The organism is Vibrio aestuarianus, from assembly GCF_028858425.1.
Lineage (GTDB): Bacteria > Pseudomonadota > Gammaproteobacteria > Enterobacterales > Vibrionaceae > Vibrio > Vibrio aestuarianus.
This window is the reverse complement of record NZ_JAKNYQ010000001.1, coordinates 1696567-1712872: the sequence shown is the minus strand read 5'-3', so window position 1 is coordinate 1712872 and position 16306 is coordinate 1696567. Positions and strand designations below refer to the sequence as shown.

Below are 16306 nucleotides of genomic sequence, written 5' to 3'. Positions count from 1 at the left end.
TCAATAATTATCGTTTCAGTGTAAAAGAGGAAAAGGGCTCATCTGAGCCCTTATTTGCTGCTATTTATTGTTAAAATTCGTGGTCGGCTGTATCAGGGTTGAGGTTATCGATACCAATCACTAACGCGGCTCGTTCAATGGAGGCAGTTTGCGCCACGAGCGCCATGATCGCGCCATTTACAACGGCGTTACCCTGTGGATTATCAGTTGCAATCAGTTGGTCAAAATGTTGGTCATTTTTCTCAGCCGAAGTGACTAGCTTGCCCACTTCAGCTCGGGCGCTATCAAATTGCTTTTGAATCTCTTTGGCCGCTTGAGCGTCTTTTTGAGCAACAAGGTCGTTAATACTTGCACCCGTTAACAACGTACCGTCATGACGTTTGTAAATACCCGTATAAACGTTATAAATACCTTGCTCGTTATAATAGTGAGAGTTATGTGTGTTGTCCGAAAAACAGTCATGCTCATCTTCTGTCGAGTTCGCTTCCAACGCGACTTTCATCCGCTCACCCGCCAGTTCACCAAGTGACAGCGATCCCATACCGAACATCATTTTTCGCAAACCATTGTCTGATGATTCATTGAGTAATTGCTGACGGTAGTTGGCTTTTTCATCCGCTGACCACTGTTTTTCCATCCATTCTAAATCTTGAACCAACAATTGAGCCGCTGCCTTTAGGTACTGACCACGACGATCGCAGTGGTCATTAGTACACTCATTACCTACAACAAAATCTGTATAAGCACGAGCGCCCGCACCTGCATTAGTGCCATTTAAGTCTTGTCCCCACAGCAAGAATTCAATTGCGTGGTAACCTGAAGCTACGTTTGCCTCTGAACCACCGACTTCGTTTAAGCTAGCAATCAATTCTGGTGTGATGGTCGAGACGTCAATTGTGTTAGCGCCAATTTTTAAGGTTTGATTAGCGATAATGTTTGCGCTCGCTCCTTCATTACCCAACTCATATTGATAGTCGGTTGCAACGTAATCGATTAACCCTTCGTCTAACGGCCAAGCATTCAATTGTCCTTCCCAGTCATCAACCACAGAATTACCAAAACGAAAAACTTCAGACTGCTGGTAAGGCACGCGAGATACCATCCATGCTTGTTTAACATCATCTAATTTTGCCGCAGAAGGCGCAGCGAGGAATTGATCAATAGATTTTTCTAATGATTGAGCTGTCGTAAGAGAATCGGCAAAAACTGCATGGGCAATATTGGCATAATGTTCAACCACCTGCTCTTTTGTTACGGCAGCTGCAAAAGATGCACTACTTGCCATAGCAAGTGAGACAGCAATAGATTGAGACAGAAGTGTGTTAACTTTCATGAAAGCGTCCTTGTTGAGCAAAATTAATTATTGGTAGTGCTAATTATTATCATTTGCACTTTAATTGCCGATAATACAAATTTACATTTTTTTTGCAAGGCATAAACGACAAAAACCTCAACAATGTGAGGTTTTTGTCGTTTAATCATAATGCTCAGTTATAGTTTTAAATGGTGCTTACCATGAGACACTTTCGCTTTAAGATAACTCTCGTTGCCAGATTTGATATGGGCAGCAGTGTTCACAACTTCAACAATCTCTATGCCGTGTTCTTTGAGTTCTTTAATTTTCTTCGGGTTATTCGTCACTAAACGAATTTTCGTCACATTCAGTGCTTTTAACATCTGTGCGGCTTCAGTGAAATCACGAAGGTCATCACCGAAACCCAAATGGTTATTCGCTTCGTATGTATTCATACCTTCACTTTGTAAGCGATAGGCATCAATTTTATTGTAAAGGCCAATGCCCCGGCCTTCTTGACGCAAATAAAGAATAATGCCGCCAGCTTCGCCCATTTTATTGATGGTTTCTTCTAGTTGTTCACCACAATCACAACGTGATGAATGGAACACATCGCCAGTCAAACACTCAGAATGCATACGGACTAGTGGCGTTTCTTGGGTAACGTCAGCTGTTCTGAAAATAACCGCAACATGCTCTTTATCCGTTTTTAGTCCTCTAAACGAGAGGATTTCCGCATCGATATTACTTTTGACACCGACTTTAAAATCTACTCTGGCTCGTACTTCCGCCATATCTACACTCACTTGAATTGTTGCTTGTTGCAATATTGAATTGATTTTCATTCGACCTACCCACTGTTCACTAACTATGGGGATTGATACCCCAATTTTCAATCAAAAGATCACAAGTGAGAATTGTTATAATATAACAATTCTTGTCAAACAACAGAAAAAGATAAGATCAGAAAGTCAAATAGCAGGTTTAAGGTGACTATACCCAAACCACTTGAAGTTGCGGGTAGGCGGTATGCAAGTGAATCCCCATAAACATAGATAAGAAATCTGATTGGTTGAACGAGCGCTGCAAACGCTGTTGCAATTTCAAGTATGCTGTAGATAAAACAACAGCACTCATCGACCTTAACCTACCCCTCCGTATAAAGTTAAATAGAAAATAAAACGTGATAAATATCACACAAATAGCCTTCAGTTTTCATTCTCATCAACCCATAAAAGAAAATAACTTATTAATTATTATATCAAAATCATAAAGTCGCTAATTCACACCCGAACAAATATAAATACAAATGATAGTAATTACTATTTAGATCCAATATTATTCATCCACAATAAATTTGTTATTGATGAATAAGGTAATAATTCAGATGTACACCAAAACACTCTTGTCAGCTTCTATACTTGTTGCACTTTCACCGAGTTCTTTTGCAGATAATCTGCACCAATTTGATGAGGTTGTGGTATCAGCGACCCGAACAGAACAAAGTAAGAAAGATGTTTCATCGTCAATCGAAACGATTTCAGCTAAGGAACTTGAGTCGACTATGAGCAATGACTTACAGCAAGCACTTAGCTATACACCAGGTGTTGATGCTTTAGGCGATGGTCGATTCGGTATTTCTAGCTTCAATATTCGTGGCGTTGAAGGTAGCCGCGTAAAAATGATGATTGATGGTGTACAGCAACCGACACCTTACAACCCTGGTGCAACAGAACAACGTAAATATTCTAATGCCATTGAAATGGATACTCTGCAAGCCATTGAAGTGAATAAAGGGCCATCTTCTACCCTTTATGGTTCTGATGCCTTAGGCGGTGTTGTGTTATTACGTACTAAAAACCCTGACGATATATTGGTCACCGAAGGTGATGAGAACCGTTTTGGTATCCGTTCTGGTTATAGTTCAGCCAATGACCAATTTAAAACAACGTTAACTTGGGCAATGCGCCAAGATAAACTCGAAACACTACTGATGGCGACCTATGCAAACGGTCATGAAACAGAAACTCACAGTTCAGGTGCCGATATAGAAGGCCCAGATCGTGGTGCACAAAACCCTGCTGATTCACAACTTGGTAACCTTCTAGCGAAAGCCTTTTACCAAGCAAACGATGATCACCGTTTAGGCTTAACCGTTGAATATTATAATAAACAATATGATGAAGATGAGCTTAACTACAACGGTTACAGCATAATGCCGGGCTTCACATATTCTGATAACTACAATGAAGATACTTCTGAACGACTTCGAGTCGGTATCGAACACCAATGGTTAATGAGTTCTCAATTAGCAGACTCATTACATTGGTCACTAAGCTATCAAGACTCACGTTCATTATCTAAGAATTACGATACCACACCAATGAATGGTAAGCGTCGACGTCAACGCGAAGCCTCTGATCAATCCATTCAATTCGATACTCAGCTTTCTAAAATCGTTGAAATTGATAGCAATGCCCATGAATTTACTTATGGGTTGAGCCTTCTCAACAATGATTTCAATCTAGATAACACCGACTATAAATTGAATTATGGCACTTCAGCACCTGGCAGTACTGGCCTTCCTGACGCCACCGTCATTCAATGGGGTCTATTCCTCCAAGACCAAGCATACCTGATGCAAGAACGTTTAGTTTTAACCGCAGGTATACGTTATGACTCATTTGAAGCGACACCAAGTGTCGATGAAGGATACACCACATCTTACGAAAAAAATAAAGATGATGCCTTTACCGGTCAATTAGGCTCGGTTTATCACTTAAACCCAAACCTATCGATCTTTGGTCAAATCAGCCAAGGCTTCAAAGCACCCACCGTGTATGACTTGTATTATTTCTATAATCAAGGTGCCATCATTGAAGCAAACCCAGATCTCAAAGCAGAAAAAAGCTTATCTTACGAGTTAGGTTTGCGTGGACAAAATGAGTTTGCGAATTTTGAATTTAGCACTTTTTATAATGATTACAAAGATTTCATCACGCAAACTAAAGGTGGCGAACAAAACGGCAAAGACGTTTTCACTAAAGAAAACTTGGATGATGTCACCATTTATGGTGCAGAATTTAGCTCTAAACTCTATTTGGATAAAGCGTTCAACGCACCACAAGGGATGTATTCACGTCTGGCCGTTGCGTATGCCGATGGTGAAGATAAGAAGACAGGTGATGCCTTAGATTCAGTAGCGCCATTAACCGCGAATGTCGGCCTAGGAATCAATCGACACCAATATGGCACAATGTTGAATGTAAAAATGGTTGCAAGCAAAACGGATTGGCAGTCGGAAACAAACACCGATGTAGCTGGATACACACTTGTTGATTTAACGGCTTACTACCAACCAATTCAAGATTTAACATTGCGTGCCGGTTTATTTAATATCTTCGACAAAAAGTATTGGCTATATAATGACTTAAGCGGAAGAGATGCCACTGGTGAAACCTTTAGCCAAGATATCAAAGCTCAGCCAGGTCGAAACTGGAGTATTAATATCGACTATCAATTCTAATATCTATTTAGCTTATTCGAGTAGTCAGTAACATAAAAAAGCCAGCGAATCGCTGGCTTTTTTTGTATAAATTGCTACGGGTGAATCTGTATTAAAACCACAAGATCAAAAAGGGCTAGATGACTAGCCCTTATACATGCTTTTTATTAATATCGTTAAGCGTTAGATATTTTCTTATGCCCTTCTTGTAAGTGCACAAAATCAACCATGTCATCACCCGACACCTGATACGCTTGTCCAAAGCCTTTCACATATAAGCCTTGCTCTACTTTTAGTTGGAACAAACTAAAATCTTGTAACTGGCTTAAACCATCAATGATTTCACCAAATCGTTGCTGCATTTGACCAATCACTTGTCGCCATAAGGTCGATTCTCTCGGCACGACACTCGCAACAGCATCAAAAGTGAGCCTTTGACGCGCATAGATCTGCTTAGATGAACTTTCATCTTCGATCATCATCAGCGAGACATGTGGATTAATATCTAGATTGCGCGCATGGCGAGCAATATGAGAAATTAAAATAAAGTAGCCTTCTTGATTTTGAACAAAAGGGGCGTAGCTGACATTGGGCCGGCCTTCTCCATCGACCGTTGCTAATTGTAACGTACGACGCTCCTGACGGAACTCTTGAATTTCAGGCTCTAAACGACCTTGTAATCGCTCTTGTTTGATCTGCGGATTCATTTACTCTCCTCCTCTAAGCCTAAATAAGCTCAGGGTGTATTATGATTGTATTAGTTATATTGTGACTCAATGTCTTGCTGTAATGCTTTAAAGCGTTCTACCTGCTCGGTGATCAGCTCACGCTTTTCATTTCGACCTAGGTAAACCTTAAAAATGTTGTCACCTTGCTCACTAAAAAAACCAAAGTAGTGGCTTTCTCGTCCCATAAATGGCTTGCTTACCAATGCAATGTGGCTGATCACATCCAATTTTAAGTGACCGTGTAATTCACCATTTTTACCCATTAAGTTGTAATAACCACGTGCCAATTTTCCTTTAGGGAAAGACGCTTTCACTTCAAAGATGGAACCGAACGAGTGCATAATGGTCGTTACCTTTCCCCAATCAGTAAGTTGTTCTAGTATGCTTTGCGCTTGGCTGCCAGGAGCAATAGCTACCATTTCTCTGGGTAGTGATTTGACTACATCAAATTCAGTGACGTTCAGTTCTACCGCCATCGCAGCTGGCAAAAGTGTTGGTTGTTGCTCTAATAGAGCCGCTACTTTTTGTGTCAGTAATTCCATGTTCATTTCCAATTTGCTATCTGTTTTGAATCTAGATGTTCGTTAAATTCATTGTGTAAAACTTTTATACATGCCTGAGCCAAGTTCACCGCCCAAAAACCTCCGGCTAAGGTCGAGACAAGATATTCATCTTCTAGCTTAACAAGACCCAACCGCTGCCAATGCTTGAAAAGCGGCTGCAAATAATCAAAACAGTTCATCCCCATAAAGTCAGGTAAAGTGCTACGAGCAAGCACACCGCGATCAAAACCAGATTTAATGGCAGCAAAAGTAGGCTCAAGTGAATGCTGTTTCATCATCATGGCGATGGGCAATTTATTTTGATTCATTGCATCCATGTATGCCTTAAGACTCCGCTGTTGCATAACACTATAGCCACCAATATTGCCACCAGCTCCGCATCCCACAGGAAGAACTTCAGCAAAGGTTTTGGCTAAACTGTTGTACTGACTTCTTTCACGGTTATCTTTCGCCCAATGATTCACACTGAGCGATTTAAAATGGTGCTTATCAAAAAAGTTAACACCAAGCTCATACATGCTGGCTTTGTCTGGCGTAGTCGCTGGTGGTGGGATTCTGCCCTTTTCAACCAAATTCAGCATTGGTGCACTTCCTGCAACGATCAGTTGATAAAGATCGATACCATGTGCACCTGTAGATATAACGTCTTTCAAATCTTGTTCAAAGACATCAAATGTCTGATAGGGAAGACCATACAATAGATCAATCACGATCGGAGCTTGTTCTGCATGGCTTAACGAAGTAATGCGCTCAAGCACTACATCGCGGTCATCTAGCCGCTTTGCACTTCTTCTAACTGTAGTGTTAAAACTCTGAATGCCGAAAGAAAAACGGTTAAATCCACCTTCTAAGGCTTTATCAAACATTTCATCACTAAAACGATTAATCCGTCCTTCTAACGTAATTTCACAGTCACGAGCAAGAGGATAAAAACGTCGAATCGCCTCACCCAAGCGCTGTATTTGCGTCGCGGAGAGATCTGTTGGCGTTCCTCCACCGATGTACACTGCATGGAAAATGCCCGATTGGGCCCAAGGTAGTTTGGATTTCTGCTCTAGCTCCACCATTAAGGCTTTAAAGTAATCATCAACTAAGCTTCGACTCGCTGCATTCTGAAAGAAGTTACAGAACGTGCAACGTACGCGACAAAAAGGAACATGGATATACAAACAACGTTTTTTAGGACCAGCCACCGGCTGCGTCATTAATGTTTGCCAAATGTAAGATTGCAGCTCAATCGCAACCGGTACGGATGATCCACCAGCATGAGCTGACTGTTTATCACTGAACGAAAAACGAAGTGGATCGTCCGTTTTTGCCCCTAAAATAGATTCATTATATTTATTTAAATTAAGCATGGTATTCACAAAAAACCAGGTGTGGCATACGTTCGCAGCCTTTAATATTAAATTCTTATAAAAGCATAATTTGATGTAAATGATAATGCAATTGATAATTGATCTTATTTAAACAATGGGTAATAATCCTCGCATCCAGCCACTTTTGCTTTAGGAAAAGAACGTGAATATTTCTAGATATCTTGTCACTGGCAGCGTCTCGATTGCTATTCACGCTGTAGTACTACTGGCAGATAAAGAAGCAAAAGTATTCGCAATGCCAGTAGGGAGCCAATCAACGTCGGTGTCTATTAATTTCGTTACGCAACCTAAACCACAGGTGAACGCCAAACAAGAAGCGATAGCGCAGCAAGTAGCAAAGCAACCAACAGCACCGAAGAAGACTCACAAGGCGAACCCTAAAAAAAGCGTCGTGCCACAGCCGCAGGCTAAGCCGAAACCCATAGTGAAAACGGCCAAGATTTCTAAACAAGAGCCAGTAAAGAAGGACATAAACAAGCCAGTCACCAATGCTGAAACACCCACTAAACTGGCAAAGACTAAAACGGATGATAACTCAGTCAAAATACCGCCTCCGACTCCAAGTCGTAGCGGTGCTAGTAGCCAACCGCCTTTAGTCGAGCAGCCCACTTTTGTTTCTCGTCCTATACCACCGCAATACCCAAGATTGGCTCGTAAACGTGGTATTGAAGGCGTTGCTGTGTATGAAATCTGGTTAGATGCAAACGGTAATCAAATTAAACAGGTGTTGATCTCATCATCCGGAACAACACTTCTTGACAACTCGGCACTCAATGCCATTAAGCAGTGGAAGTTTTCACCCCACGTGGTTAGCGGCCAAAAAATGGCTCACCGCGTTCAAGTCCCTGTTCGTTTTAAATTGGAAGGATAATGGAAGTACTTACTCAACTAGAGCAACAACTTGGTTTAATGGCATGGCCTTTATTTCTATGCTCTGTCATCACCATCATGATTATCACCGAGCGCCTATTTCAAGTATTGCTCAGTGTTGGCGTTGGCAAACGTGCTATCGGAGCTGCTCTGAAAACCATATCACCTACCAGCGCAACACAAATAGAAACACTGGCAGGTCAACTTTCTAACAAGCGCCCTCTTCTTTATAAGGGAGTAGCAATGCTGCTTGCGCATCATGATTTTCCAAAAAGTTTGCGTGAAGACGCCGCAGGCATCTGGTTACAGGAAAAACGCCATCAATTGCATTCAGGTTTGCGCATGTTGTCATTAATTGGCGCTATTAGCCCATTACTTGGACTGCTGGGTACTGTTCTCGGTTTAATTGAGATGTTTAAAGGAGTCGCGGCTTCTTCTGGCAGCATTACGCCTAACGATCTCGCCGACGGCTTAGGTTTGGCCATGCGCACAACGGCAGTAGGCTTGATGATAGCCCTACCAGCAATCACTTCTGCTCAATTATTGGGGCTTTGGGCTGACCGAGTGATGGCAAAACTTGAACATACCCTTAACTATGTGAATTTATGGCTCGAAGGTGTCTCTTTCCAACAGACTTTCTCGGCAAAATCAACGTGCGCGGCTGACGCTAAATCGCAACAACAATATGCAGCGGCGAACACACGATGATTAAAGCGCACCCATCGCCAGCCCCATCACTAATGCCAGACTTAACTCCTTTGTTGGACATTATCTTTATTGTAATGGTGTTTTTGCTGCTCACAGCAGCCGTTAAATTTGAGTCTTTGGACGTATCGCTACCAACCACCGATTCGAATATGACAAGCGCGGTAGATAAACAGTCCATCACAGTAAATCTTCTCGCGAGTGATCCGTACTGGGCGCTAGAGGGCAAGCATTATATTGACTGGAATAATTTCACGCAGGCGCTACTTGAAGAAAGTAACAACAGCAAACGACCAATCATTATTGGTGCAGACAAAGCAGCAGAAGTACAGCACTTGGTCAAACTACTCGCCTTCCTTCAAGAAAACGGTATAGCTGCCACACAATTATTAACCGAAGATCCCCAGTAACTTCTTTGTTTAACATGAGTAAAATACATGACACATAACACGCCTTTTCGTTGGCTATTTGCCGCACTGATATTGCTATTTTCCCCTTGGTTGCATGCACAACAACGCATCATTAGTGCAGGTAGTGCAGTGACGGAGGTTTTGCTAGCCCTTGGCACTGAAGATCAGCTCGTTGCTGTTGATGTAACGAGTGAAATTCCGCCATCGCTTGCTGTACCTAAAATTGGTTACCACCGACAAATGTCGGCTGAAGGCTTGTTGGCGTTATCGCCAACATTACTGCTAGGTTCTGATGAAATGGGACCAGACACGACGCTTCAGCAATTAAAAGCGGCTGGCATCAAGGTTGAAATCGTCAATAATGAGTCATCCCCTCAGGGGTTATTGGACAGGATTGACAAAATCGCAACCTTAACAAATCGCCAACCACAAGCGGAGCCACTTAAAAAATCGGTTAATCAACAAATTAGACAGCTCGTAGACAACAAACCTATTGCTAGCGCACAAAAGAAAGTACTTTTTCTTTTACTTCATGAAGGCCGAGCAACCAATGTTGCCGGTCGTGATACAACGCCCAATAGCATTATTCAACTAGCTGGCGCTATCAACCCTGCCGCAAGCCAGCTGAGCTCTTACAAACCACTCTCTATGGAAGCGATGATTGAAATGCAACCTGATATCATTTTAGTCAGTGGGCGAAGCTACCAAAAAATGGGCGGAGCTGATGCCATTTTAAAATCATTGCCGATGCTTGCCGCTACTCCTGCAGGGAAAAACAGACGGATCATTACCATTGATGGGCATGCATTAGTCGGCGGCCTTGGTTTTAAAAGCCTAGCCGAAGCAAAGCGCCTTAATGCGTTGTTGTATCCATAAGGGGCCTATTTTGTTACGTCATATTCCCCGTAATACCGTGTTCATTGGGCTACTAATGCTCGTCAGCATTGTGGCTTTATATTCAATCACGGTTGGCCCAATGAATATCAGTATCAGTGATAGCTTGAGCAGTCTTGTATGGCAATCAAATAATATTGCGGGTCATATCAATTTAGTGATTCACGAAATTCGTTTTCCTCGAACTTTATTGTGCTTATTAGTTGGTGCCATTCTGGCACTTTGTGGAACAGTAATGCAGGGGCTATTTCGGAATCCTCTCGCAGAACCTGGCATTATTGGCGTTTCCGCAGGCTCAGCATTAGGCGCAGCTGTCGCCATTGTCTTATTGGCGAACCTTCCCTTCTTTTCAGCTCCGTGGATAAGCGCATTAACCGTGCCAATTTTTGCTTTTTTCGGTGGTGCCATAACGACTGTGCTGGTTTATCGATTAGGTACCAGTACATTTGGCACCTCTGTTACTATTATGCTGCTTGCTGGCGTTGCCATTAGCGCGTTATCGGGCGCTGGAATTGGCTACTTAAACTACGTCGCGGATGACCAAATGCTGCGTGATCTATCATTGTGGTCGATGGGCTCTCTTGCAGGAGCTACTTGGCAAAGTATTGCTCTTTGCATGTTCACTTTATTACTGCTGTTGATTTTCTTCTCTCGTCAAGCGATGGCATTAAATGCACTTTTACTCGGTGAAGCAGAAGCTCATCACCTTGGTATTCCAGTGCAAAAATTAAAACGAACGATGATCTTGCTTAGCGCTGTCGGTGTTGGTGTTACCGTCAGTGCGGTGGGTATGATTGGTTTTATTGGCCTCGTGATCCCACACCTAGGGCGCATGCTCGTCGGCCCAGATCATCGCAGTTTAATTCCTATCTCAGCTCTACTCGGTGCACTATTGCTCACGGTTGCCGACATGTTTGCACGAATTGTCGTTGCACCAGCCGAACTGCCTGTAGGAATTGTCACTGCTTTGGTGGGAGCTCCTTTCTTCCTTTACCTTCTTTTTAAACAAAAAGGAAAAGTATTTTGAGTAACAGACCAGCTATTCAAGCCAGAAATATCACCGTGAAATTTGCTAAACGCACCTTGCTGGATGACCTAGATATCGATATATATTCAGGACAAGTAACTGCTTTACTTGGACCTAACGGAGCGGGTAAAAGTACGTTGCTAAAAGTCTTAAGTGGTGAAATAAAATCGCAGGCTGAGCTGCACTATTTTGGGCTTGAGCAACATTCGTGGCAGCCAAATAATTTAGCCAAACATTTGGCGATACTCCCGCAGCAAAGCACGCTTAATTTTCCATTTCTAGCGCAAGAAGTGGTCGAATTAGGTGCACTTCCTCTTTGCTTGAGCCAACAGCAAACCCATAATATCGCACTGCATTACATACAAAAAACCGATATTGTTGAACGAGCAGAAACCCTTTATCCTGCCTTATCTGGTGGAGAAAAACAGCGTTTACACCTAGCGCGTGTGCTTACGCAATTGCACCACTCAGGCGATAAAAAGATCCTAATGCTTGATGAGCCAACATCCGCCTTAGACCTTGCTCATCAACACAATACGCTCAATATTGCGCGAACATTAGCAACCGAGGAAAATTGTGCCGTTGTAGTTGTGTTACATGATCTCAACCTTGCCGCTCAATACGCTGACCGCATAGTAATGCTACATAAAGGAAAATTGGTTTGCGATGCTCCACCGCGGCAAGCATTAACTTCAACTCGAATTCAACAAGTGTATGGCTACCAGTCATTGGTTGCCTCGCATCCAACTCTGGATTTCCCTATGGTTTATCCCGCCTAAGAGTGGCCTGAATGGTATATCCCTATCATTTGGACTCTCCTTTCGAGAAACCGTTGTATTGTCCTTAGAAACTGTCGGTATTTGTCGGCGCATCCCTTAGCTATAATGCGCCCAAATTCTCTATATCGTTTTTATAAAAGGTAACCCATGAGCCAATATGTCGTTTGTGCACTCTATAAGTTTGTTGAACTCAACCACTACCAAGAGCTGCAAATACCGCTTCTTGAGCTGATGGAAGAAAACCAAATTCAAGGCATACTTCTGCTTGCCAGTGAAGGTATTAACGGTACTGTTTCATCGTCACGTGAAGGGATCGATGCGCTACTGGCTTGGCTCGACGCGGAACCCAGCCTGAAGAATACCGTTTACAAAGAGTCCCTAGCATCAGAGCCGCCATTTAACCGTACCAAAGTGAAGTTGAAAAAAGAGATTGTGACGATGGGCGTGGAAGGCATAGATCCTCGGCATGTAGTCGGTACTTATGTCAAACCAGAAAACTGGAATGCTCTCATTTCCGACCCTGAGGTGTTGGTTGTCGATACTCGTAATGATTACGAAATCCAAATCGGCACATTTAAAAACGCACAAAACCCACACACAGATACGTTCAGAGAATTCCCTGAATACGTAAAGCAAAACTTAGCACCAGAAAAACACAAAAAAGTAGCCATGTTCTGCACTGGTGGGATTCGCTGTGAAAAATCAACCGCTTACTTGAAAGAACAAGGGTTTGAGGAAGTTTATCACCTTGAAGGCGGCATTTTGAAATACCTTGAAGAAGTGCCTGAAGAAGAGAGTTTATGGCAAGGTGACTGCTATGTCTTTGATGGCCGAGTGGCGGTTGGTCACGCTTTAAAAGAAAGTGATTACCAAGTATGTAATGCCTGCCGTTTACCGATTACTGAAGAAGACAAACAGAGCGTTCACTTCGAACAAGGGGTAAGTTGTGCTAAATGCGTGGGGACCCATACTGAGGAGCAACTGGCACGTTTTCGTGAGCGCGAAAAGCAGGTGCAACTAGCCAAACAGCGCGGTGAAGATCATATCGGCGGCGATGCGGCGCAACTTATCGAGCAAAAGCGTGCGGAGAAATTGGCACGTAAAGCCCAGCAACGCGGTTCAAATTAATAGCGGTAGGCATCGTACCAATGAGAGCGTTTGTCGTCCTATATTTCTTTAAACGACTTACTGCTCACCATTATTTATGGTCACCAATATGGTGACCATATTGCTACTAACTTACAAAGGGTAAAGCGCTGCATCCGCTGCTTTCATTTCAGCAAATTCAACCTCAGCTTTTGCATTAATCAAACGGCATTGGGTTGCATTTTGTTCAGTAAATACTCTTCCCGTCATTACCGCTTGACCGTCATTGATAAAAACTTCGACAGATGAGCTGTCAGATAAAATATGCAAAGCGACTTTTTCGCTATCTAGCTCAAGTTCACGAATAACATCACCATGTCGAATCAATGTATTAGAACGATCTAAGCGTAAAACTTTCGTTTCAGCATCTAAGGTGATATCAACATATTGCTCACCTAACTCAAATAAACGCAAGGTTGCCCCCCATGGCAGCGTCGTTTGTATGTCAAAACTTTTTGTTTTGAGATCAACGGGCTCATTGCCTAGCTCAATTTTTATCGAATTCCCTCGCAACTGTGCTAATTCACGAAGCGGACGCTGAACTAATTGGCCTTGCTCGATACTCAATTCACGAATCGCTGTATATTGATGTATCCAACCGTTATCACAACTTGGGTGATCAACATCATCCGGCAAACCCATCCAGCCACACATGACTCGGCGACCGTCTTCAGTTTGCATACTTTGCGGTGCATAAAAATCAAAGCCTGAATCGAGTTCTTGTAGCTCAGAAAAACGAGGTAGACCTTTGTCATCCCACATTACTTTAGCAATACGATTTCGGTGTACCGCCGTGTGATGAGGATTAGATGACTCCACACCTTGCGGACCAAACACAAAATAGTGTTGCCCATCAAGTTCAAACATATCGGGGCATTCCCACATATAGCCCATTGGAGCGATATCATCGCCGGCCAATCCATCATACTGCCAATCCTTCAGATTATCAGAATGATAAACCGCAACACGACCCTGCAAATCGGTCGTTTGTGCACCGATCAACATCAACCATTTATCATCATGACGAATCACTTTAGGATCTCGAAAATGTTCTGTAACACCTTCCGGTAATTCGCGAATAACGGGGCCATATTTCTCAAAGTGCAGTCCATCTTTCGATACCGCCATACATTGCATCGTTTGGCGAGCACGCTGCTCTCCGAGTCGAACATTTCCAGTGTAAAACAGCATCAATTCATCACCATGGCTGACTGCATGCCCAGAATAGACACCGTGGCTATCGTACCAGTCTGATGGTGTGAGAGCGATCGAGCGCCACTGCCAATTGATAAGGTCACCGCTGGTTAAATGCACCCAGTATTTGTCTTTATGTGCACAAGCGTGCGGATACCACTGATAGAAAAGATGATATTGCCCTTGATGATAGATAAAGCCATTCGGGTCATTTAAAAGTCCTTGTGGAGGTGCGACGTGCCAAATCGGACGAAATGGACATTCCGTTTTCACGAGTCGCTCAGCCGCATCAAGTCGTTGTTGCGATGCGATCACTTTACCGATTTCACCCAACTGCTTGTCAAGGAAGGTGCTGGTTCTTGGCATAGACAACTGCCACTCACCTAACACTTCAATCAACTCAACACCCTTTGGCAATTCACCAACCAATGAATGATCATGTACTGAAATAACAACCTGACTCTCTGGTGCTAAAACTCGTTTAATATTGGCCTGACCACCCACTAAACTCACAATTTCTTCAAATGACATCTGTTTACACTCAATAAAATGGGAACGATTGCAAAATATAAAACAATGCTCACTATTGCAAGTATTACGGAAAACTAGTTATCGATTATGAGAGGTGAGACTCAGCAATTACGGATAAAAAACCAGCATCATTCAGCATGTCTCACGCTCAATACTTTGGAAAGTCAAAACGACTTTACTCATTTCTTTCCCTTGCCCAACAATGCGTTCAAGTAACATTTTCGCTGCATTTTCACCTGCCTTATCAAAGGCATAGTTAAATGTCGACAAGCTTGGATTACTGATAAAGGCAAGCTCATCATTACCTACCCCAAGCACCTTGACCTGTTTCCCGACGTCAATACCACACTCTAGTAACGCTTTAATAGCCCCGACCGCAATCCGGTCTGTCGCACAAAAAAGTCCATCTAGCTGCGGATATTGTTCCATTAGTGCTTTGCTTTGTAAGTATCCAGACTCAATAGAAAAATCACCACGCAAGTGAAACAATAATTCTAAATTGTGTAGAGTCAATGCTTGCTCTAGACCTTGTGAACGCAGCACATCAACCGCGACATCATCACGTTGAACACCAATAAAACCTATCTGTTTACAGCCTTTATTAATCAATCGATGACCAGCTTCATACCCCACTCGAAAATCGTCATGAACAATACTGGGAATGTCGTGAAGTGAACCATCTTGCCCCACAAGTACCACGGGTACATTTGATTGCTTAATAGCATTCACAAGCGATAAATCAAGATGTGTGGCATACAGCACAATGCCTTCCACCCGTTTTTGGTTGAAGATTTGGATGTATTCTAATTCCTTCTCATGCTCTTGATGTGTATTAGCGAGTAAAACGTGCTTTCCCGCTTGTTCAAAAATTTTGCTGAGTCCGTCTACCCCTTGCGCTGTCGCATGGGATGAAACACGCGGTACAATCACTCCAATCAAATTGGTCTTTTGGGATTTCAGATCTTTAGCCACCTGATTAACCACATAACCACACTCAGAAACAGCCTTTAACACTTTGATTTTAGTCGCTTCTTTAACCCCATACTCATCATTAATAACGCGAGAAACGGTTGATTTTGAAACACCAGCTAACTTAGCAACATCGTGCAAACTCGACATATAGAACCTTATTTCTTCCGCATTGGGATTGTTTGCAAAACATGCAATGACAATCGACCATATAATGTGATTTTAACGCTGTTTATAGAATTCGCGACCTATCTTTTAGCGATCAAATTCACATAATCAATGGTTATCTTTTGACGTTCCCAAATTATTGCA

General features: G+C 42.7%; 16 protein-coding genes. 8 read left to right on the top strand and 8 right to left on the bottom strand.

The features are described 5' to 3' along the window. Nucleotides 1–70 precede the first annotated feature (70 nt). From MCT08_RS07990 to MCT08_RS07980, 3 genes are all read right to left on the bottom strand, one after another. Nucleotides 71–1333: an imelysin family protein gene (locus MCT08_RS07990; RefSeq protein WP_274678209.1), complete on the bottom strand. Its 1263-nt coding sequence runs from the start codon at nucleotides 1331–1333 to the stop codon at nucleotides 71–73. 158 nt (nucleotides 1334–1491) lie between these two features. Further along, on the bottom strand, nucleotides 1492–2139 hold the full coding sequence (locus MCT08_RS07985; RefSeq protein ID WP_053312328.1) for a GTP cyclohydrolase II: 648 nt from the start codon (nucleotides 2137–2139) through the stop codon (nucleotides 1492–1494). Between the two features lie 148 nt (nucleotides 2140–2287). After that, nucleotides 2288–2431: a hypothetical protein gene (locus MCT08_RS07980; RefSeq protein WP_274678208.1), complete on the bottom strand. Its 144-nt coding sequence runs from the start codon at nucleotides 2429–2431 to the stop codon at nucleotides 2288–2290. A gap of 250 nt (nucleotides 2432–2681) precedes the next feature. Between MCT08_RS07980 and MCT08_RS07975 the strand changes: the two genes are divergently transcribed. Next, on the top strand, nucleotides 2682–4820 hold the full coding sequence (locus MCT08_RS07975) for a TonB-dependent hemoglobin/transferrin/lactoferrin family receptor (protein WP_274678667.1): 2139 nt from the start codon (nucleotides 2682–2684) through the stop codon (nucleotides 4818–4820). Nucleotides 4821–4975: 155 nt separating this feature from the next. Here MCT08_RS07975 and hutZ read toward each other — a convergent pair whose 3' ends face one another. Genes hutZ through hutW form a run of 3 tightly spaced genes read right to left on the bottom strand, consistent with a single transcriptional unit; the run spans nucleotide 4976 to nucleotide 7448 of the window. Beyond that, the gene (gene hutZ, locus MCT08_RS07970; protein ID WP_053312330.1) at nucleotides 4976–5506 is read right to left on the bottom strand and encodes a heme utilization protein HutZ; all 531 of its coding nucleotides are present in this window, start codon (nucleotides 5504–5506) and stop codon (nucleotides 4976–4978) included. Nucleotides 5507–5556: 50 nt separating this feature from the next. Further along, complete coding sequence (hutX, locus tag MCT08_RS07965; RefSeq protein WP_274678207.1) at nucleotides 5557–6069, bottom strand: heme utilization cystosolic carrier protein HutX; 513 nt, start codon at nucleotides 6067–6069, stop codon at nucleotides 5557–5559. A gap of 2 nt (nucleotides 6070–6071) precedes the next feature. Next, the gene (gene hutW / locus MCT08_RS07960; protein WP_274678206.1) at nucleotides 6072–7448 is read right to left on the bottom strand and encodes a heme anaerobic degradation radical SAM methyltransferase ChuW/HutW; all 1377 of its coding nucleotides are present in this window, start codon (nucleotides 7446–7448) and stop codon (nucleotides 6072–6074) included. 163 nt (nucleotides 7449–7611) lie between these two features. Between hutW and MCT08_RS07955 the strand changes: the two genes are divergently transcribed. From MCT08_RS07955 to trhO, 7 genes are all read left to right on the top strand, one after another. Continuing rightward, nucleotides 7612–8340, top strand: coding sequence for an energy transducer TonB (locus MCT08_RS07955; protein ID WP_274678205.1), 729 nt, complete (start codon nucleotides 7612–7614; stop codon nucleotides 8338–8340). Further along, the gene (locus MCT08_RS07950) at nucleotides 8340–9047 is read left to right on the top strand and encodes a MotA/TolQ/ExbB proton channel family protein (RefSeq protein ID WP_274678204.1); all 708 of its coding nucleotides are present in this window, start codon (nucleotides 8340–8342) and stop codon (nucleotides 9045–9047) included. The genes MCT08_RS07955 and MCT08_RS07950 overlap by 1 nt, the downstream gene beginning before the upstream one ends. Beyond that, nucleotides 9044–9454: an ExbD/TolR family protein gene (locus tag MCT08_RS07945; RefSeq protein WP_168522005.1), complete on the top strand. Its 411-nt coding sequence runs from the start codon at nucleotides 9044–9046 to the stop codon at nucleotides 9452–9454. Before MCT08_RS07950 ends, MCT08_RS07945 begins: the two co-directional genes overlap by 4 nt. A 27-nt stretch (nucleotides 9455–9481) precedes the next feature. Then, complete coding sequence (locus MCT08_RS07940) at nucleotides 9482–10330, top strand: heme/hemin ABC transporter substrate-binding protein (RefSeq protein WP_274678203.1); 849 nt, start codon at nucleotides 9482–9484, stop codon at nucleotides 10328–10330. Nucleotides 10331–10340: 10 nt separating this feature from the next. Next, nucleotides 10341–11375, top strand: coding sequence for a FecCD family ABC transporter permease (locus MCT08_RS07935; RefSeq protein WP_425609329.1), 1035 nt, complete (start codon nucleotides 10341–10343; stop codon nucleotides 11373–11375). Beyond that, nucleotides 11372–12154: a heme ABC transporter ATP-binding protein gene (locus tag MCT08_RS07930; protein WP_274678202.1), complete on the top strand. Its 783-nt coding sequence runs from the start codon at nucleotides 11372–11374 to the stop codon at nucleotides 12152–12154. Before MCT08_RS07935 ends, MCT08_RS07930 begins: the two co-directional genes overlap by 4 nt. Nucleotides 12155–12301: 147 nt before the next feature. Beyond that, nucleotides 12302–13282, top strand: coding sequence for an oxygen-dependent tRNA uridine(34) hydroxylase TrhO (gene trhO / locus MCT08_RS07925; protein ID WP_274678201.1), 981 nt, complete (start codon nucleotides 12302–12304; stop codon nucleotides 13280–13282). Between the two features lie 111 nt (nucleotides 13283–13393). Here the strand turns inward: trhO and MCT08_RS07920 are convergent, their stop codons facing one another. Both MCT08_RS07920 and MCT08_RS07915 read right to left on the bottom strand, forming a co-directional pair. After that, the gene (locus tag MCT08_RS07920) at nucleotides 13394–15025 is read right to left on the bottom strand and encodes a glycoside hydrolase family 32 protein (protein ID WP_274678200.1); all 1632 of its coding nucleotides are present in this window, start codon (nucleotides 15023–15025) and stop codon (nucleotides 13394–13396) included. A 132-nt stretch (nucleotides 15026–15157) separates the two neighbouring features. Next, nucleotides 15158–16144, bottom strand: a complete 987-nt coding sequence (locus MCT08_RS07915) for a LacI family DNA-binding transcriptional regulator (protein ID WP_053312340.1) — start codon at nucleotides 16142–16144, stop codon at nucleotides 15158–15160. Nucleotides 16145–16306 lie beyond the last annotated feature (162 nt).